Annotated in this window: 14 protein-coding genes; 9 read left to right on the top strand and 5 right to left on the bottom strand. The window is 71.5% G+C overall.

What is annotated here, in order from left to right; translation table 11 throughout:
* Positions 1 to 165: 165 nt before the first annotated feature.
* From ABNX41_RS18135 to ABNX41_RS18145, 3 genes are all read right to left on the bottom strand, one after another.
* Positions 166 to 3,279: a valine--tRNA ligase gene (locus ABNX41_RS18135; RefSeq protein ID WP_438671112.1), complete on the bottom strand. Its 3,114-nt coding sequence runs from the start codon at positions 3,277 to 3,279 to the stop codon at positions 166 to 168.
* A gap of 78 nt (positions 3,280 to 3,357) precedes the next feature.
* Positions 3,358 to 3,516 (bottom strand): DUF1428 family protein, encoded by a 159-nt coding sequence (locus ABNX41_RS18140; RefSeq protein WP_438671113.1) that lies wholly within the window; start codon positions 3,514 to 3,516, stop codon positions 3,358 to 3,360.
* Complete coding sequence (locus ABNX41_RS18145) at positions 3,513 to 3,713, bottom strand: DUF1428 family protein (RefSeq protein WP_438671114.1); 201 nt, start codon at positions 3,711 to 3,713, stop codon at positions 3,513 to 3,515. Before ABNX41_RS18145 ends, ABNX41_RS18140 begins: the two co-directional genes overlap by 4 nt.
* A gap of 334 nt (positions 3,714 to 4,047) precedes the next feature.
* Here ABNX41_RS18145 and ABNX41_RS18150 point away from each other — a divergent pair, with 334 nt between their 5' ends.
* The 6 genes from ABNX41_RS18150 to ABNX41_RS18175 all read left to right on the top strand — a co-directional run bounded on the left by ABNX41_RS18150 (position 4,048) and on the right by ABNX41_RS18175 (position 12,891).
* The gene (locus ABNX41_RS18150; RefSeq protein ID WP_438671115.1) at positions 4,048 to 5,802 is read left to right on the top strand and encodes a helix-turn-helix domain-containing protein; all 1,755 of its coding nucleotides are present in this window, start codon (positions 4,048 to 4,050) and stop codon (positions 5,800 to 5,802) included.
* A 348-nt stretch (positions 5,803 to 6,150) separates the two neighbouring features.
* The gene (locus ABNX41_RS18155) at positions 6,151 to 6,522 is read left to right on the top strand and encodes a response regulator transcription factor (RefSeq protein ID WP_438671116.1); all 372 of its coding nucleotides are present in this window, start codon (positions 6,151 to 6,153) and stop codon (positions 6,520 to 6,522) included.
* A gap of 239 nt (positions 6,523 to 6,761) precedes the next feature.
* Entirely contained in the window at positions 6,762 to 7,277 is a 516-nt protein-coding gene (locus ABNX41_RS18160) for a hypothetical protein (RefSeq protein ID WP_438671117.1), read from the top strand.
* Positions 7,274 to 8,482, top strand: a complete 1,209-nt coding sequence (locus ABNX41_RS18165) for a hypothetical protein (protein WP_438671118.1) — start codon at positions 7,274 to 7,276, stop codon at positions 8,480 to 8,482. The genes ABNX41_RS18160 and ABNX41_RS18165 overlap by 4 nt, the downstream gene beginning before the upstream one ends.
* Before the next feature lie 3 nt (positions 8,483 to 8,485).
* Positions 8,486 to 11,242 (top strand): ATP-binding protein, encoded by a 2,757-nt coding sequence (locus ABNX41_RS18170; RefSeq protein ID WP_438671119.1) that lies wholly within the window; start codon positions 8,486 to 8,488, stop codon positions 11,240 to 11,242.
* 188 nt (positions 11,243 to 11,430) lie between these two features.
* Entirely contained in the window at positions 11,431 to 12,891 is a 1,461-nt protein-coding gene (locus ABNX41_RS18175; protein WP_438671120.1) for a FliM/FliN family flagellar motor C-terminal domain-containing protein, read from the top strand.
* 251 nt (positions 12,892 to 13,142) lie between these two features.
* Here the strand turns inward: ABNX41_RS18175 and ABNX41_RS18180 are convergent, their stop codons facing one another.
* Positions 13,143 to 13,577 (bottom strand): protein tyrosine phosphatase family protein, encoded by a 435-nt coding sequence (locus ABNX41_RS18180; RefSeq protein ID WP_438671121.1) that lies wholly within the window; start codon positions 13,575 to 13,577, stop codon positions 13,143 to 13,145.
* A gap of 354 nt (positions 13,578 to 13,931) precedes the next feature.
* Between ABNX41_RS18180 and ABNX41_RS18185 the strand changes: the two genes are divergently transcribed.
* Both ABNX41_RS18185 and ABNX41_RS18190 read left to right on the top strand, forming a co-directional pair.
* Positions 13,932 to 14,189 (top strand): hypothetical protein, encoded by a 258-nt coding sequence (locus ABNX41_RS18185; protein ID WP_438671122.1) that lies wholly within the window; start codon positions 13,932 to 13,934, stop codon positions 14,187 to 14,189.
* Positions 14,190 to 14,591: 402 nt separating this feature from the next.
* Complete coding sequence (locus ABNX41_RS18190) at positions 14,592 to 16,622, top strand: enoyl-CoA hydratase-related protein (protein ID WP_438671123.1); 2,031 nt, start codon at positions 14,592 to 14,594, stop codon at positions 16,620 to 16,622.
* A gap of 60 nt (positions 16,623 to 16,682) precedes the next feature.
* On the opposite strand, the gene ABNX41_RS18195 is transcribed toward ABNX41_RS18190, so the two are convergent.
* Positions 16,683 to 16,898: a hypothetical protein gene (locus ABNX41_RS18195; protein ID WP_438671124.1), complete on the bottom strand. Its 216-nt coding sequence runs from the start codon at positions 16,896 to 16,898 to the stop codon at positions 16,683 to 16,685.
* Positions 16,899 to 17,173: 275 nt separating this feature from the next.
* Between ABNX41_RS18195 and ABNX41_RS18200 the strand changes: the two genes are divergently transcribed.
* Entirely contained in the window at positions 17,174 to 17,428 is a 255-nt protein-coding gene (locus ABNX41_RS18200) for a DUF2312 domain-containing protein (RefSeq protein ID WP_438671125.1), read from the top strand.
* The last annotated feature ends 129 nt before the right edge of the window (positions 17,429 to 17,557 follow it).

Raw genomic sequence — 17,557 nt, forward strand, 5'->3', positions numbered from 1 at the left:
CTCGGCGCCTTTGGCGCCTCACCCCCGGGATATTTTTGCAAAGAAGAAAGGGGGGGTATTGGGGGCTTGCGTCGGGTTGGGGTGGGGCGCAAGGCGGGGGCGCCCGCAGGCGATGGGGCTGCGGGCGCGGGCGGTTTTTCGGTGGCGGGGCCTGCGGCGGCCGGGTCAGGCCAGTTCGGCGAGGCGCCGGAGCGCGGAGGCGATCCGGGCGGCTTCCTCCTCGCGCGCTTCCAGATTGGCGCGGGCCTCGTCCACCACCTCTTCCGGGGCGGAGGCTACGAATTTCGGATTGTCGAGCCGCCCCTTCAGGCCGCCGATCTCTTTGCCGATCTTGTCGAGCGCCTTTTGCAGCCGGGCCTTTTCCTCGGCGATGTCGATCAGCCCTTCGAGCGGGATGGCGAAGGCTGCGCCCTCCAGCGCGACCATGATCGAGCCCCTGGGCGCCGCGCCCTCGGAGAAGCTGTCGATCCGCGCCAGCCGCCGGATCAGGGCCTCGTTCTTTTCCCAGGCGGCGCGGGCGGGAGCGGAAAGCGCGGTCGCGACCAGGTCGATCTTCAGCCCCACCGGCACATGGACCTGGGCGCGGGCCGAGCGGATCTCTTCGATCAGCCCGGTGACGAAGCCCATCTCGGCCGCGGCCTCGGCGTCGATCAGCGCGGGCCCGTACTCCGGCCAGTCGGCATGGACCAGGGGAGAGGCGCGCTTGCCGGTGGTGGACCAGAGTTCCTCGGTGATGAAGGGCATGAAGGGATGCAGCAGGATCATCGACTGGTCCAGCACCCAGGCCATGGTCGCCCGCGTCTCGGCCGCGTCCTGGCCGTCGAACAGCGGCTTGGCGAATTCGACATACCAGTCGCAGACCTTGCCCCAGACGAATTTGTAAAGCGCATCCGCCGCCTGGTCGAAGCGGAATTCGGCCAGGGCCAGGTCGACCTCGGCCAGCACCCGGGCGGTTTCGCCGATGATCCAGCGGTTGGCGGTGGCCAGCGCCCGGGGCGGGGCGGCGGTGGTGGCATGGCCGTCCCAGACGCCGTTCATCTCGGCGAAGCGGCAGGCGTTCCACAATTTTGTGCCGAAGTTGCGATAGCCCGCGATCCGCTCGCGCGAGAGTTTCAGATCGCGCCCCATCGCCGCCATCGCGGCAAGCGTGAAGCGCACCGCATCGGCGCCGTATTCGTCGATCAGCTCCAGCGGGTCGAGCACGTTGCCCAGCGATTTCGACATCTTCTTGCCCTTCTCGTCGCGGACGAGGGCATGGACATAGACGGTGCGGAACGGCACCTGATCGACCACGGCAAGCTGCATCATCATCATCCGGGCGACCCAGAAGAAGATGATGTCGAAGCCGGTGACCAGGACGCTGGTCGGGAAATAGCGGGCGAGTTCGGGGGTTTCCTCGGGCCAGCCCAGGGTGCCGATCGGCCAGAGCCCCGAGGAGAACCAGGTGTCCAGCACATCGGCGTCGCGCCAGACCGGATAGACCAGCCGGGTCGGATCCTGGCTGAGGTTGTATTCGGCCAGCGCGGCGGCCAGCACGTCGGCCGCCTCGGCCCGGTCGGCCACCTCGACGATGCGGGCGTGGTTCAAGGGCATCGGCAGCGGCGCCAGCGCGTCGCGGAAACGCTCGGTCACGCCATCGAGGGTGGCGGCGCAGAAATGCACGGGCTCGGCCGTGTTGAAGCCGCCGTCGAGCAGCAGGCCGAAGATCTCGACCTCGTCGAGGGCATTGTCGCCCTGGTCGTCGGCGAAACCGGCGGGCCAGATGTTCAGCCCATACCAGACCGGAATGCGGTGGCCCCACCACAACTGGCGCGAGATGCACCAGGGCTCGATATTCTCGAGCCAGTGGAAATAGGTCTTGGTGTCGCGCTCGGGCAGGATCACGGTGTCGCCGTTCCTGACCGCATCCAGCGCGGGCCCGACGATCCTGTCGGTGTCGACGAACCACTGGTCGGTCAGCATCGGCTCGATCACCACTTTCGAGCGGTCGCCGAAGGGCTGCATGATCGGCTTGGCCTCGACCAGCGGCACCCGTTCCAGATGCTCGGCCCCGGTCTCCTTGTCGACGGATCTGACCAGCGTGGTGACCGAGAGCTTCTCGGCATTGATCGCCGCGATCACCGCCTTGCGCGCCTCAAGCCGGTCGAGCCCGCGCAACTCCGGCGGCACCAGGTTGATCAGGTCGACCTCGGCGGCCGAGAAGGCGGCGCCGTCGAGGATCGCCTTCGCGCGGTCGCAGCTTTCGGCGTAATTCAGCCCGTCGTCGCGCATCCGCGCGCGGCTGTCCATCAGCCGGTAGAGCGGCAGGCCGTTGCGTTGCGCCACGCCGTAGTCGTTGAAGTCATGCGCGCCGGTGATCTTCACCGCGCCCGAGCCGAAGGCCGGGTCGGGATACATGTCGGTGATGATCGGGATCAGCCGCCGATGCTCTTTCGGGCCGACCGGGATTTCGCAGAGTTTCCCGACGATTGCGGAGTAACGTTCATCCGATGGATGAACCGCCACGGCGCCGTCGCCCAGCATGGTTTCCGGCCGGGTGGTGGCGATCGAGATATAGTCGCGCTCTTCCTGGAAGGTGACTTTGCCACCCTCGTCCTTCTCCTGATAGAGATAGGTCTCGCCCCCGGCCAGCGGGTATTTGAAATGCCACATATGGCCCGCGACCTCGATCTGTTCGACTTCGAGGTCCGAGATCGCCGTCTCGAAATGCGGGTCCCAGTTCACCAGCCTTTTGCCGCGATAGATCAGGCCCTTGTCGTGCATCTCGACGAAGACCTTGATCACGGCGTCATGGAAATTGCCCTCCTCGCCCTCGGGCGCGCCGGGGGCGCCGGACATGGTGAAGGCCTCGCGGTCCCAGTCGCAGGTGGCGCCGAGGCGCTGGAGCTGGCCGATGATGTTCCCGCGCGAGCGGCGCTTCTGCTCCCAGACCAGTTCCTCGAATTCGGCGCGGGTGAAATCGGTGCGGCGGCGGTTGGTCCTGGCCAGTTCGCGCTCGACCACCATCTGGGTCGCGATCCCGGCATGGTCGGTGCCGGGCTGCCACAGCGTGTCATGGCCGCGCATCCGGTGCCAGCGCACCAGCACGTCCTGCAGCGTGTTGTTGAAGGCATGCCCCATATGCAGGGCGCCGGTGACATTGGGCGGCGGGATGACGACCGAGAAGGCGGGTTTTCCGGGTTTCGCATTCGCCCCGGCGCGGCCGACCTTGTTGTCGAGCCACAGCTTCGAGATGCGGGCTTCCGCCTCGGCGGCGTTGAAGGTCTTTTCCATCGGCATCCGGCTTCTCCCCTGTGCTGACCGCGATGTAGCCAAAACCGGCGCGCAGGGGAAGGGCGCGCCGGGCGGTTGGGGTCTTCAGCTTGCCATGATCAGGGGCGTGAAGCCGCCAAAGACCATCCTTGCGCCGTCGAAGGGCATTTCGGACATGTCCTGGGTGGCGGCCAGCGCCTCCAACCGGCTGAAGGCGGCATCGCGGGTGGCCTTGTCGGGCCAGGTCATCCAGAGGAAGATCATCGTCTCGCCCTCCCGCAGATCGACGGCGCGCGATGCAAGTCGGTCCTCTGGCCCGGCGGCACATCGTCGCCCCACCCCGCGACAAGGGTCAGCGCGCCAAGATCCTTGAAGCTTCGCCACCATTTCAGCTCATGCTCGCGATAGCGCGCGCGGTCCTCGTTGCGCAGGGGAATCAGGAAGCCGTCGATATAGGCCACGCTCTCCTCCGGCGGGGCCATGAGGTGGCGATGGATCGGGGCCCCGGCTTCCAGACTGCGCCGGAAGGCGTGAAATGCAAACGAAACCTGTGCCGGGGCGTCCGGTTGGGGGCCGGAGCGGGGAGGGGGCGCGCCGGACCACGGCTTTATCGGCTTTGTAAAGTTCGCCGGGTCCTGTAAAATCGCTTTCGCGAAAGGGGGATGGTTGTGAGGTTCCGCGGTCGTCCCGTCCCGATGCGCCCGACCTGAACCGCCTGACCGATCCCTTGCCGGAGCCCGCAATGCCCCTCCTGCCTGCAAGCCCCCTCAGCCCGGCCCGGCGATGCCGCCCGCTTTGACCGCCACCCTGACCGGCGCGCGGCTGCGCGAGCGGCGGCTCGCCCTCGGGCTGCGCCAGGCCCAGGTCGCGGCGGGGGCGGGGATCTCGGCCTCCTATCTCAACCTGATCGAGCACAACCGGCGCAACGTCACGCCCGAGGTGCTGGAGCGGTTGGCCCATGCGCTCGGGGTCGAGGCGGGGGCCTTCTCCGACGCCTCTCCCGCCGCGCTGGTCGAGGATCTGCGCGCCGCCGCCGCCAGCCTGCCCGCCGCAGCCCCGGGGATCGAGCGGCCCGAGGATTTCGCCGCCCGCTTTCCCGGCTGGGCGGGGCTGGTCGCGGGGCTGCACGGGCGCAATGTCGCGCTGGAGCGGGCGGTCTCGGCGCTGAACGACCGGCTGGGCCACGACCCGCATCTGTCGGCCGCGCTGCATGAGCTGTTGTCGGCCCTGTCGGGCGTGCGGGCGACTTCGGCGATCCTGGCCGAGACCGAGGATCTGGACCCCGAATGGCGGCGGCGCTTCCACGGCAACCTGCACCAGGACAGCGAGCGGCTGGCCCGGGGCGCGGGGGCGCTGGTGGCCTATCTCGACCGGTCCGAGACCGCGCCCGAGGAAGGCGCCGCCGCCCCGCAGGAAGAGCTGGAGGGCTGGCTGGCCGCGCGCGGCTGGCACCTGCCCGAGATCGAGGCCGAGTTGGAGGCCGAACTGGCGGCGGAAGACGGGCCCGAGGGCAAAGCGGGGGCAACGAAAGAGGTGGCGGCGGCCATCACGGGGGCCATGACGGGGGCCATGACGGGGGAGGGCCTCGCCGCGGAAGCGGACCCCGCAGGGCGCGCCGGCCCGGGGGCCGACGCGGCCCCGGACGGCTTGCAGGATGACGTTTCGCGCGCCGCGCTTGACTCCACCCGCGACTCCAGGCCCGGCACCGCCCCCTCCGTCGTCCCACATCCTGCCAGGGACGCCGCCCCGCCCCCGCCCCCGCCCCGGTCCCGGTCCCGGCCACGCGCCGCCGACGCCACCCCCGGGACCGGACCCGGCGCCCCGCCGGATGCCCCGTCCGGGATGGAGGGCGGCCCGCCCGCCGGTATCGACAGGCATGGCGACCGGCGGGTTGACAGGCGGGGCGACAGGCATGCCGAGGGGCCTGTCGGCGGGCGGGCCGGGGCGCAGGCGCTTGAGCGCGAGATTTCCGCGCTGGCCTCCGGCGCGGGCCGGGCGCTGGCGCTGGCGCATCTGGCGCAGGCGCGCGCCGATGCCAGGGCGCTGCCGCTCGGCCCGTTCTCGGCCGCCCTGGCCGAGGCGGGGCCCGATCCCGCGCTGCTGGCGGCGCGGTTCGGGGTGGGCGTGCTGGCAGTGATGCGCCGCATCGCGCTCCTGCCGGGGGCCGAGGCGGGGCTCGTGCTGTGCGACGCCTCGGGGACCTTGCTGTTTCGCAAGCCCGCGCCGGGCTTCACCCTGCCGCGCTTCGGGGCGGCCTGCCCGCTCTGGCCGCTGTTTTCGGCGCTGGCGCGGCCCGGTCTGGCGGTCTCCGCCCTGGTCGAAAGCGCCAGCGCCGGGGGCGGGGTCTTCCGCGCCATGGCCTTTTGCGAAAGCCGTCTGCCCTTCGGCTTTGCCGGGCCGGACCTGCGCACCGCGGGCATGCTGCTCCTGCCGCTCGGCGATCCGGCACCGGGCGATGAGGCGCTGCCGGTCGGATCGACCTGCCGGATCTGCCCGCGCGAACCTTGCCCCGCAAGGCGCGAACTCTCGATCCTGGGCCTAAGCGCCTGAGGCTCGCCCCTGTTCCCCGACCCGCCCGAACCCGCATCGACGCCGAAACCCGGCCCCGCCGGGATCTCCCACATCCGGACCGCGCCCCGCGCCGAAATCCCGGCGCACATGCGGCCTCCACATGCACCCCCCACCAGTCGCCCCGCCTCTCCCCCATTCTTCTTTGCAAAAATATCCCGGGGGTGAGGCGCCAAAGGCGCCGAGGGGGCAGCGCCCCCTCCCTTTGACACCGCCGCGCAAATCGTCCGATACTGTCACGCCCGGACAGGGTGGCGCGGCCGCGACCATGGCGACCGCCGCGCCACCCGGCCTCCGGGCCGAAGTCTTCTCGGGGGAGGGAGACCCGCCATGACGCAGCATGTCCTGCTGATCGAGGACGAGCCGAACATCGCCGAGGCGATCTGCTTCATCCTGACCCGCGCGGGCCTGCGGGTCACGCATCTTGCCGAGGGCAAGGGCGCGCCCGAGGCCGCGCGGCGGCTGGCGCCGGATCTGGTGATCCTCGACCATATGCTGCCGGGGATGTCGGGGCTGGACGCGCTGCTGGCGATCCGCGCCGATCCGGCGACCGAGGCGCTGCCGGTGCTGATGCTGACCGCCAAGGGCCTGCCGCGCGACCGGGAAATGGCCGAGCGCGCGGGCGTCAGCCGGTTCATGACCAAACCCTTTTCGAATGCCGAGATCCTGGCCGAGGTCCGGGCGCTGACGGGCGGGGCTTAGGCCCGATGGCGGAACGCATGGCAGGCGGCCCGCGCGGCGCAGCTCGGCAAGAGCGGGGAGCGCCCCGCCCACGGCGGCAGGCCGGGCCCGCCCCTGCCGCCACCACCCCGCGCGCGCCGCAGACCGGCCGTGCCACCCCCCGCCGCGCGCGACAAGCCGGTCTCGCCCCCGCCACCGGCTTTGCGCCGAGGCCCGGGCTTGCCGCCACCGGCTTTGCGTCGCGGGCTGGTCTCGCCACAATGGCCGATTCCATGCCGCAGGCCGGTTTTTTCGCCGCCACGGCTTTTGCGCTGCGGGTGAACATCGCGCTGCGGGGCGGCATCGCCGGGCCTGCATCGCAAGCCGGTCTTGCCTCTGTCGCCGCCGCCCTGTCGCAGGCCCAACCTGCCGCGGCGGCGGCTCATGCGCCGCGGGTTGGTCCCGCTCCGGCCACAGGCCTTGCGCTGAGGACGGAGGCCACCGGCTTTGCGTCGCAGCCCAACGTCTCTTCTCAGCCCAACGTCTCTTCTCAGGCAGGTCTCGTTTCTTTCGCCGTTTCCATGCCGCGGGCCGATCTTGCCGCCGCCAGGGGCCCTGCGCCTCGGGCAGGGTTTTCCGGCGCAACCTGCGGTGCGCCGAAAGCCGTTTTCGCCATGCTCACCGGCTTCGTGTCGCAAATCGGCCATGCGGCAGTTCCTCGATCCGCGAGGCGGCCCGGAGTTGCCACAGCCTCGGGCCTCGGGTCGCAAGGCCGCCGGATGGCGGGCAGGCGATGAAGGCGCCGCGTCGGCCGATGTTCCTCGCCCGTTCGAACTACCGGCTGCGCCGGTTGCGCGATGCGGTGCGGCTCTTGCCGGTCTTCGGGCTTTTCCTGCTGACCCTGCCGGTGTTCTGGCCCGCCGCCGGGGACGGGGGGCGGGGGCTCTCGTCGGATATCGTCTATCTTTTCGCGATCTGGTCGGCGCTGATCCTGGTGGCGGCGATCTTCGCCCGCGCGCTGAGCCGACCCGGATCCGAGGGCGAGCCGGGCCCCGGTCCCGGCCCGCTGGCGGGGGCGCCCGATCTTGCGGCCGCCCGCAACCCCGCCGAGGCCGATCCGTCCCAAGGCCCCGGTCCCGGCTTCAGTCCCAGGGCCGAGGCCCGGCCCGGCAGCGGCATGGATCTTCCGCCGCCCGCCTCCGGGGACCCGGGCCGGGGCAGGGCGGCAGAGCCGACTTCGGATCCGGGAGAGGTGGCCCCGGGCCGCGCGCCCTTCCCCGACCGGGATGCCCCGTCCGGGCCGCCGACCCGGTCCGGGCCTGCGGGCCTGGCCAATCCGCTCATGCGGGCCGACGCTGGCAATCCGCTTGCCGCGAATGGTCCGCCTGTCCATCTCGATTCCGTCGCGCCATCCGATCCCGTCGCGCCATCCGGCCCAGTTGTCCCGCTCGATCCGGGTGTTCCATCCGATCCGTTCGCCCGGCCCGATCCGGTCCAGCCCGGTCCGCTCCCGCCGCCTGCATCCGGCGCGACGCGGGGCGCAGGCATGGAGCGGGCCTCGCGCGCCCTGTTCGACTATTCCGAAGCAGGCGTGCGGCCTGATGCCGAGGCCTTGCCTGAACCCGACAGAGAGTTTGCCGCAGATGCCCCGCCGGGCGGCGTTGCCCCGCTTGACCACGCCACCGCCACCGCCCGCCCGCCGACCACCATCATTCCAACCGACACTGGCATCGCGTCGGCCGTCGGCCCGCCGCCCCGCATTGTCGTCGCGCCCGGCCGGGGCCTTCCGCCCGAGGCGAGCGCGGTGCCAGAGGCGCGCGCCTTGCCCGGCCACGCCGCCGTGCTCGCCATCGTCCCCCCGCCCGACACCGTCACTCCGCCCGATACCGACCAAGACACCCCGTCCGGCCCGGGCACACCCTCCGACCAGGGTGCCCGCCCGAGCCCGCTTCCGCCGCGCTTCGGGCGTCCGGCCCCCTCCATCCGCCCGGCGGGGGGCTGAGCCATGGCCTTCAACCTTCTCGTCCTCTCCTGCCTCGCCTATGTGATCTTCCTCTTCTCGGTCGCCTTCCTGGTCGAGCGCCGGGCGCTGGCCGGGCGGCTGGCCTTCCTGCGCTCGCCCCTGGTCTATACGCTGTCGCTGTCGGTCTATTGCACCGCCTGGACCTTCTACGGCGCCGTGGGCTATGCCGCGCGCTCGGGGCCCGAGTTCCTGACCATCTACCTCGGCCCGACACTGGTCTTCATCGGCTGGTGGTGGGTGCTGCGCAAGCTGGTGCGGATCGGGCGGCGGCAGCGGGTCACCTCGATCGCCGACCTGATCTCGTCGCGCTTCGGCAAGTCGAACCTGCTGGGGGTGATCGTCACCCTGATGGCGGTGGCGGCGGTGACGCCTTATATCGCGCTGCAACTGCAATCGGTGGTCCTGGCCTTCGAGATCTTCGCCGAGGCGCAGATCCTGGCCGAGAGCGCCCCCGCCCCCCGTCCGGTGGCCGCCACCACGGCGATCTGGGTCGCGGGGGGGCTGGCGTTGTTCACCATCCTCTTCGGGACCCGCAACCTCGACGCCAACGAGCAGCACCCCGGCATCGTCACCGCCATCGCGGTCGAGGCGGTGGTGAAGCTGATCGCGCTGGTCGCGGTCGGGGGCTTCGTGGTCTGGGGCCTTGCCGGGGGCGTGGCCGAGACCATGGCGCGGATCGACGCGCTGGACCCGGCCTCGTGGGCGTTCCAGCCCGGGCGCTGGACCGCGATCCTGATGCTGGCGGGCGCGGCGGTGATCTGCCTGCCGCGGATGTTCCAGGTCATGGTGGTCGAGAATTCCGACGATGGCCAGCTTGCCCGCGCCTCATGGGCCTTTCCGGCCTATATGCTGGTGATGAGCCTGTTCATCGTGCCGATCGCCGTCCTGGGGCTGGAGCGGTTGCCCGAGGGCTCGAACCCCGACATGTTCGTGCTGACGCTGCCGCTTGCCGAGGGGCGGGGGGGGCTGGCGATGATCGCCTTCCTGGGCGGGTTCTCCTCGGCCACCTCGATGGTCATCGTCGAGGCGATCGCGCTGGCCACGATGGTGTCGAACCATATCGTGCTGCCAAGCTGGCTGCGGCTGCGGCCCTCGGGCGCGATTTCCGAGGATGTGCGGGCGCTGGTGCTGAACGCGCGGCGGATCTCGGTCGTCTTGGTGCTGGCGCTCGGCTATGGCTACTACCGGCTTTCCGGGGGGTCCGAGGCGCTGGCGGCGATCGGGCTGATCTCCTTCGCGGGGGTGGCGCAGTTCCTGCCCGCGATGCTGGGCGGGATCTTCTGGCGCGGCGCGACGCGGGTGGGGGCGGCGGCGGGGTTGCTCACGGGGTTCGCGCTTTGGGCCTGGTGCCTGTTCCTGCCGTCCTTCGGGCCGGGGGGGCTGATGTCGCCCGCGGTTCTGGACCATGGCCCCTGGGGGATCGGCTGGCTGCGCCCGCAGGCGATGTTCGGCACCGGCGCGATGGATCCGCTGGTCCATGCGCTGTTCTGGTCGATGATCCTCAACGCCTCGGCCTTCTTCCTCGGCTCGGTCCTCAGCTTTCCGGGCCCGGTGGAGCGTCTTCAGGGCGTGGCCTTCGTCAATGTCTTCGACGGATCCGCGGACGAGGGGGGCGGCTGGTCGCAAGGCCGGCCCGGCGGGATCTGGCCCGGCGGGGTCTGGACCCAGGGCGCGGCCGAGCCCGAGGCGCTTTTGATCATGGCGCAGCGCATCCTGGGCGAAGAGGCCGCGCAGGCGCTGTTCGAGGGCGCCGCCCGCGACCAGGGCAAGAGCCAGTCGCTGCTGCCCGACCCGACCCCGGCCTTCCTGGCCGCGCTGGAAGAGCGGCTGGCCGGGGCGGTCGGCGCCGCCACCGCCCATGCGATGCTGACCCGTTTCGTCGGCAGCGAGACCGTCTCGGTCGAGGATCTGATGATGCTGGCGCAGGAAAGCGCGCAGATGATGGAATATTCCAGCCAGCTCGAAAGCCAGCGCGAGGAACTGGCCCGCACCGCCACCGCGCTGCGCGAGGCCAATGAGAAGCTGACCGCGCTTTCGGTGCAGAAGGACGCCTTCCTCAGCCAGATCAGCCATGAATTGCGCACGCCGATGACCTCGATCCGCGCCTTTTCCGAGATCATGGCCGAGGGCGACCTGCCCGCCGCCATGGTCGCGCGCAACAGTGGCATCATCCGCGACGAATCCCTGCGGCTGACCCGGTTGCTGGACGACCTGCTGGACCTGTCGGTGCTGGAAAGCGGGCGGGTGCAGCTTTCGCTGGGGCTCGCGAGCCTGCGCGACATGATCGACCGCTCGATCATGGCGGTGGAGCAGGTCCGGCCCGAGCGGCGGTTCTCCTTCGTCCGCGACCCGCTGGCCGAGAACATCTTCCTGCGCACCGATGCCGACCGGCTGACCCAGGTCTTCATCAACATCCTGTCGAATGCGCGCAAATATTGCGAACCGGCGCGCCCCGGCCTTCGGCCCGAGATCCGCATCGCGGTGCGGATGCGGGCGGGGCGCGTCAGGATCGACATCTCGGACAACGGCTCGGGCATCCCCAAAGAGGCGCAATCGGTGATTTTCGAGAAATTCTCGCGCCTTCCGGGGGAATCGCGCGCCAATGGCGCGGGCCTGGGCCTGGCGATCTGCCGCGAGATCATGGGCAATCTGGGCGGCTCGATCGACTATCTGCCCGGTCAGGGCGGGGCGGCCTTCCGCATCGTGCTGCCGCTCCGGCTCGAAGGCGGTCCGGGGTGATGTCGGGTTTAACGATTCGCTAACCCCGGAGGCCTAGGCTTGGCCCTGTCCCGTCCGGTGGCCTTTCTGGTGGCTTGTCCGCTGGCCTGTCTGGTGGCTTGTCCCGTCCGGCGGCGGGGCGCGCGGCTGCGCTGCGTCCTGGTGGTGGCGCGGCCGGGGCAGGTCTGGGCGAAAGGGGAACCGGCGGCATGAACGATATCCTGCGGCGCAAGGCCCGGCGGGGCGCGGCCCCCGGCAACGAGCCGCCGACGGGGGCCGAGGCGGGCTGGCGGCTGGCCTTCCCGCGCGCGGCCCGCGACGCGACCGGGCTGCTGATCGAGGTGGCCGAGACCGCCCTGTCGCGCCGCAGCCTGGACGAGGTGCTGGAGCTTCTGCCCGAACGCGCGCTGATCGGCCTTCTGGACGGGCCGGGGGGCGGGCTTGGCATGGTTGCGCTGTCGCCAGGCCTTTCCTCCGCGCTGATCGAGATGCAGACGGTGGGGCGGGTGCTGCCTGGCCCGGTGCTGCCGCGCCGCCCCTCGCGCATCGACGCGGGGCTCGTCTCGATGGTGATCGACGGCGGGCTGGCGGGGCTGGACGATCTGCTCGCCACCGATCCCGATCTGGTCTGGGCGGGGGGCTTTCGCTACGCCTCCTTCGTCGAGGATGCGCGTTCGCTGGGCCTTTTGCTCGACGAACAGCTTTATCGCCTGCTGCGGGCAAGGCTGGCGCTTGGCATCTCCGAGGCTGATGACGGGGCGGGCGCCGATGGCGCGCCCGGGGATGCCGCAGCGCGCAAGGCCCGCCTCGTTTCCGGCGTCAGGACCGGCGAGTTGCTTCTGGTCCTTCCGGCCGAGGGGCGGGGACAGGCGCCCCCGCCCGCGCCCGAGGCCGCCTCCAGCCAGGCCGGAGAGGCGCGCGCCCGCTTCGGCGATGCGCTGGCCTCGGCGGTCATGCTGTCGGATTGCCGCCTCGATGCGGTCCTGTCGCGGCTCGTCATGCCCTTGCATGAGGTCATGGATCTCGCCCCCGACCAGGTTCTGGTGCTGGACGGGGCGGCCATCGACCGGATCACGCTGGCGGGGCTCGATGGCACCGCCCATGCCAGGGCGCGGCTCGGCCAGCATCGCGGCATGCGGGCGCTGCGGCTGGCCGAGATCGGGCCCGAGGTGCAGGCTGCGCCGACCGCTTCCGGGACGAAAGCCCCGCTGGACGGTTCCAGGGCGAAGGCCCCGCTGATCGGGCCCGGCGCGCATAGCCCGTCGTCCGCGCTGGCCCGCAATCCGCCCGGCGGAGCGGTTGCCGCCGACTTGCCCCCGACCGGCCCGCCCCCGACCGGCGCATCTCCGACCGGCGCGCCTCCGACCGGCATCGCCCCGTTGGATATGTCCCCTATCGGTATGCCCTTGGCGGGTATCCCTCCGGTCGGCACGGGTCCTGTCGGCACAGTTCCGGCTGGCAAGGGGTCGGCTGGCAAGCCCCAAGCCGGTGCGAACCTCGCCGACGCGGCGCCGACAGCGGCGGGTGTTCCGGCGGATCCGGTCGCGGCAACTTCGACGACGGCAGGTCCCGTGACGCCAGACCCGCCGATGGCAGAATCCGAGACAACGGCCCCGACCGGGTCGCCGTCCGCTCCGGGCGGCGCCGACGGCCTGCTTGCGACGGGCTAGGGAGGGGCAGTTGGGACCAGACGGGCAGGAGAGGGGCCGGGCCGAGGAGGGGCGGGCGATGGGCGGGGACCGGGGATGGGAGGGACAAGGATTGAGGGCGCGATCCCGAAGTCGTCAGATCCTCGGCCGTGCAGGGATCCCGCCTGCGATCTTCGGCCGTCCTTTGTCTCCGGTCTTCGGGTTCCGGGTTCCGTCCTCGACCGTGGGCCTGCGCCCCTCGGGTCCACTCCCCGGCTTCAGGTCTCCGGCCTTCAGCCGCGCTTTGCCGCCGCCAGCGCCTCGATCTGCGGGCGAAGATGTTCGAGCTGATAGCCGTGGCGCGCGGGCAATGCGATCAGTTCATCCGCCGGGCGCGTCCCGGCCTGGGTCAGCGCCCAGACGACCGAGGAGCGGTTGCCGCTGGCACAATAGGCCAGGACCGGGCCTTCGGCCTCGGCGATGGCGCGGGCCTGGGCCTCGACATTGGCCATGGTGAGCGCGCCGCCGATCACCGGGTTCTCGACGAAGACGAGGCCGAGCGCCTCGGCCTCGGCCCGCATGCCTTCCGCATGCAGATGATCCGGGATTTCGGCATCTGGGCGGTTGTCGATCACCACGCGGTAGCCCGCAGCCTTCACGGCGGCCAGGTCCGAAGGTTCGATCTGGGGCGAGACGGCATAGGTGTCGGTCAGCGGGCGGATATCCATGGGGTGCGGTCCTGCGTGTCGTTGGTCAGTCGTCAGTCTATCGCCTGGCCCGGCGGGCCGGAAGGGGCCCCGCGAACCGGCCGGGGCCTTGGTCTTCTGGTTCGCGGCTTGGCCCGTGCAAGGACATGGACTTTCACCCTTGCCGCGCCGGGGGGCGCATCGGCGCATCCACCCGTGATCCCCCCGCCAGCCAGCATGTGCCGGGTGCTGATCCAGCCCCAAGCGCGCGCTCCGGCGCCCCCCAATGCGTGCGCGCCCCGGCGCCAAGGGCGGATCGTGCGCCGCCGGACGGGCGGGTTGCCCCGTCGCAGCCGCACTTGACCTGCGTCAAGGCGCCATCTTCCGCGATCCTTCATGCTGTGCTTCGAAATCATAGCGGAAGAGGAGGGCATCATGCGCGGCTTTGGCGAATATCCGGTGCGGAAGACGGGCGAACTTGCCCTGGACATGGGCATTGCTGGCCATGACCTGGCCCTGCGGGCGCTGCTGGCCGAGATGCGGGCGCTCAATACCCTCATGGGGCTGGCCCCCGCTCCTGCAACGGCCGATCCCGAGACCCGTCGGCAGCGCGACGAGGCTTTCGAAGCGGCCTTCGACGACGTGCCGGTTTGATCACCGACGCCCGGGCTTGAGGCGGGCCGCTGCACCGGGAGGTCGGGCCGTCCCTGTAAATTTGCGGTGGGGTCTCAGGTCCGGCGTCGCGGGATGGTTTCGGAGCCTGCCGGGCCGAGCGGCTGTCCCGGCCGCCTCTGGAAGGGCGGGGCCTGTTCCCTTGGCCGCGATCCGAATCGCGCCGGGATTGCTGTTTTGGGACAAGCTCGGCTGCTGTAGCGGCCGCCTTTCCGGGATCGCCCTCCGGCCTGCGGGTCGCGCGGAGCCTCTGGCCCGAGGTGCGGTCGTGGCGCCTTTTGGGGCTGCATGGCGTCAAGGGCTTGATCCCTTTGGTAAAAGGCCTGTTAAACTGCGCTGCACGGGTGCAGGAGAGGGGCGGCGGATGCCGCCCGATGGTGTGGTATGAAGGCTGACGGCGCCGAGGTCGGGATCGAAAGCGCAGGTCCGGGTGGCGAGATCGCGGTCCTGACCCTCCACAATCCGCCGTCCAACGCGCTTTCGGCGCCTTTGCGTGCGGCGCTGGTCCGGACCTTCGAGGCTTTGAGCCAGGATGGCGGGGCCGGATCCGCCGCGACAGCGATGCCGGGGGGCGATGGCGCCACGGCGGAAGGCCTTGGTCGGGCCTCCGGGAAGGCGCTGGAAAACCTGGTGGCCGGATCCCAGCCACCCGAAAACGCGCCATCCGAACGCCAGCCTTTGCGCATGGGCGCGCCGCCCGCCTTTCCGCCGCAGAGTCGGCCCGGGCCCGCCGTCCCGCCCCGAACCGCCCCTGCCGCCCTGCGAGGCGTCGTTCTGGCCGTCCGGGGCGGGCGCGGTTTCGGCGCGGCCTCGGCGCTCGACCTGCCCGAGGGCGATTCACGTCTTCAGCCCGACCTCGCCCGGCTTTGCGCTTTGGTCGAGGATTGCCCGCTGCCGGTCGTCGCCGTGCTTGAGGGCGCGGTCGGCGGCCCTTGGGCGGAGCTGACGCTGGCCGCCCATGCCCGGGTGGCGGCCGATGGCGCGCGGTTCAGCCTGCCGGGGATCGCGCTTGGCCTGCCGCCGAATTCCGGCGCGACCCAGCGCCTGCCGCGCCTGGTCGGCACGGCGACGGCGGTCGAGATCCTGCTCGACGGCGTCGTGGTCACGCCCGAGGCGGGCCTTGCCGCCGGGCTGGTCGACCGCCTGGGGGGCGAGGTGCCTCTGGAGGCGGCGGTCGCGCTGGCGCGGGCGATGCGGGCGCCGCGCCCGGTCTCCGCGCGGCCGGTCTCGTCCGGTCTGGACGGTCTGTCCGGGCCCGAGGCGCATCGCGCGGCGATCGGGGCGGCGCGGGCCAGGCTGCGACCGGCGCCGCTTTCCGCCCCGGCCCGGATCCTCGATTGCGTCGAGGCCGCGCTTTACCTGCCCTTCGCCAATGGCGTCGCGATGGAGGCGGTGGCGCATGAGGATCTGGAGGCCTCGGCGGAATCGCGGGCCCTGCGGGCGGCGGCCCGGGCCGGGCGCAGGGCCTGCGCCATGCCCGCCCGGGCGCGCCCGGCCGAGGTCGCGGTGCTGGGGCTGAGGGGGCTGGCCGGGGCGCAGGCGGTTCTGGCGCAGCATGCGCTGGCGCGGGGGCTGCGGGTGCGCTGGCAGCTTGCCGACCGCGCGGCGGCGGCGACCGCGCGGCGCTGGCTTGAGGCGCGGCTCGACGCCGATCTGCGGGCCGGGCGGGTGCAGGCGCTGGCGCGCGACGCCGATCTGGCGCGGCTGGATCTGGGCGTGGATGAGGTGGAGGCGGCGGGGCTGGTCGTCCATGTTCCGGATGCCGCGCCGCGGCCCCCGGCCCGGGATGCGGTGCATCTGGCTCTGGGGGGCGGCGACGGCATGGCGGGTCTGGCGCTGGCGCCCTCGGCGAGGCTGAGCGAACTGGCCTGCCCCGAGGGCATGGCCGCGCGGGATGTCGCCACCGCCGCCGAACTCTTGCGCCGGATCGGCCTGCCCGCCGTCCTGACCGGCGGGCGGCCGGTGCTGGGGCGGCGGATGGCGTGGGCCGGGCGCGCGGCGCTGGAGCGGCTTCTGGCCGCGGGGGTGGCGCGGGACAGGCTTGCCTCGGCGCTGTCCGGTTTCGGCCAGGGGGCCGGGCCGCTGGCGGATCTGGGTGCGGATCGGGGCCCGGAAATGGCCCAGACGGAAATGGCCGGGGAAGAGATCCTGAGCCGCTGGCTGGCCGCGCTTGCCAATGAGGGGATCGCGCTGCTGAGCGAGGGGGTGGCGCGCCGGGCCTCGGACATCGACCATGTCATGGTCGAGGGGCACGGCTTTCCGCGCTGGCGCGGCGGGCCGATGTATCAGGCTGACCTGCGCGGCGCGATGGTGCTGCGCGCCGATCTGCGGCTTTGGGCCGCCGAGGATCCGGCCTGGACGCCGCATCCGGGGCTGGACCGGATCCTGCTCGCGGGCCCCGGCGCGCTTGCCTGACGGGGGGATGCATATGTCCTGTGCCCCGGTCTCGGGAACTTTGCGCGAGAGGCCCGGCCCTTAGCCGAGAAGGATCCCCGCCACCACCATCATCAGCCCGAAGGCCGAGACCAGCAGCGCCACCATATTGACCAGCACCACCCTTTGCAGGCCGATGCGCTTTTCGTCCTCGGCCAGATCGGGGCGGCGCAGGCGCAGCGCGCGCAGGACGCACCACAAGAGCCCGCCCACGCCCGCAAGCGACAGGGCGGCTCCGATCCAGACCAGCCATTCCATCGTCCGCGCTCCACCTTGCATGCCTTTGCGACTGGCTAGCGGTTGCGCCGCGCGGGTGCAAGTCCGGGAGGCGTGGGGCGCGCGGGGGGCCGAGAGGGCCATTGCCCGGGGCTGGGCGGATCGGGGTTAGGCGGATCGGGGCTTGAAAGCGCGCGGGCGCGCAAGCTATCTGCTGTGGTGCCGCGCGCCCCGATGCCGGCGGGGGCCGCCGGTCCCCGGGGATCTGTCGCGGATCTATCGGGGATCCCTCGGGGCCGAAGACAAAGGAGAGCAGGATGGAGCAGCAGGTGGACGCATATCAGGTGACGGCCGACGAGTTGCGCCAGTTCGTCGAACGGATCGAACAGCTTGAATCCGAGAAGAAGGACATCTCGGAGCAGATCAAGGAGGTCTATGCCGAGAGCAAGGGCCGGGGCTACGACACCAAGGCCCTGCGGATGATCGTTTCCCTGCGCCGCAAGGACAAGGATCAGATCGCCGAGGAAGAGGCGGTGCTGGAGATCTACAAGGAAGCCCTCGGCATGCGCTGACGGGTCCGGCCCGGAAGGGGCGGGACCGGATCGGGTCGAATGGGCCGCCCTGGGCGGGCGGGTCCCGAGTGGACCAGGCTGAGGGTGCGGAGCCTCGGCGTCTGCCCGGAGCTGCGGCGGGACCGACGC

Origin of the sequence: Pseudogemmobacter sonorensis, assembly GCF_042762395.1 — a bacterium.
Taxonomy (GTDB): Bacteria; Pseudomonadota; Alphaproteobacteria; order Rhodobacterales; family Rhodobacteraceae; genus Pseudogemmobacter; species Pseudogemmobacter sonorensis.

Coding starts and splice junctions, on each gene's coding strand:
- ABNX41_RS18135 (WP_438671112.1), bottom strand. CDS start 3,279: ATGCCGATGGAAAAGACCTTCAACGCCGCCGAGGCGGAAGCCCGCATC.
- ABNX41_RS18140 (WP_438671113.1), bottom strand. CDS start 3,516: ATGATCTTCCTCTGGATGACCTGGCCCGACAAGGCCACCCGCGATGCC.
- ABNX41_RS18155 (WP_438671116.1), top strand. CDS start 6,151: ATGACGCAGCATGTCCTGCTGATCGAGGACGAGCCGAACATCGCCGAG.
- ABNX41_RS18160 (WP_438671117.1), top strand. CDS start 6,762: ATGGCCGATTCCATGCCGCAGGCCGGTTTTTTCGCCGCCACGGCTTTT.
- ABNX41_RS18165 (WP_438671118.1), top strand. CDS start 7,274: ATGAAGGCGCCGCGTCGGCCGATGTTCCTCGCCCGTTCGAACTACCGG.
- ABNX41_RS18170 (WP_438671119.1), top strand. CDS start 8,486: ATGGCCTTCAACCTTCTCGTCCTCTCCTGCCTCGCCTATGTGATCTTC.
- ABNX41_RS18175 (WP_438671120.1), top strand. CDS start 11,431: ATGAACGATATCCTGCGGCGCAAGGCCCGGCGGGGCGCGGCCCCCGGC.
- ABNX41_RS18180 (WP_438671121.1), bottom strand. CDS start 13,577: ATGGATATCCGCCCGCTGACCGACACCTATGCCGTCTCGCCCCAGATC.
- ABNX41_RS18185 (WP_438671122.1), top strand. CDS start 13,932: ATGCTGTGCTTCGAAATCATAGCGGAAGAGGAGGGCATCATGCGCGGC.
- ABNX41_RS18190 (WP_438671123.1), top strand. CDS start 14,592: ATGAAGGCTGACGGCGCCGAGGTCGGGATCGAAAGCGCAGGTCCGGGT.
- ABNX41_RS18195 (WP_438671124.1), bottom strand. CDS start 16,898: ATGGAATGGCTGGTCTGGATCGGAGCCGCCCTGTCGCTTGCGGGCGTG.
- ABNX41_RS18200 (WP_438671125.1), top strand. CDS start 17,174: ATGGAGCAGCAGGTGGACGCATATCAGGTGACGGCCGACGAGTTGCGC.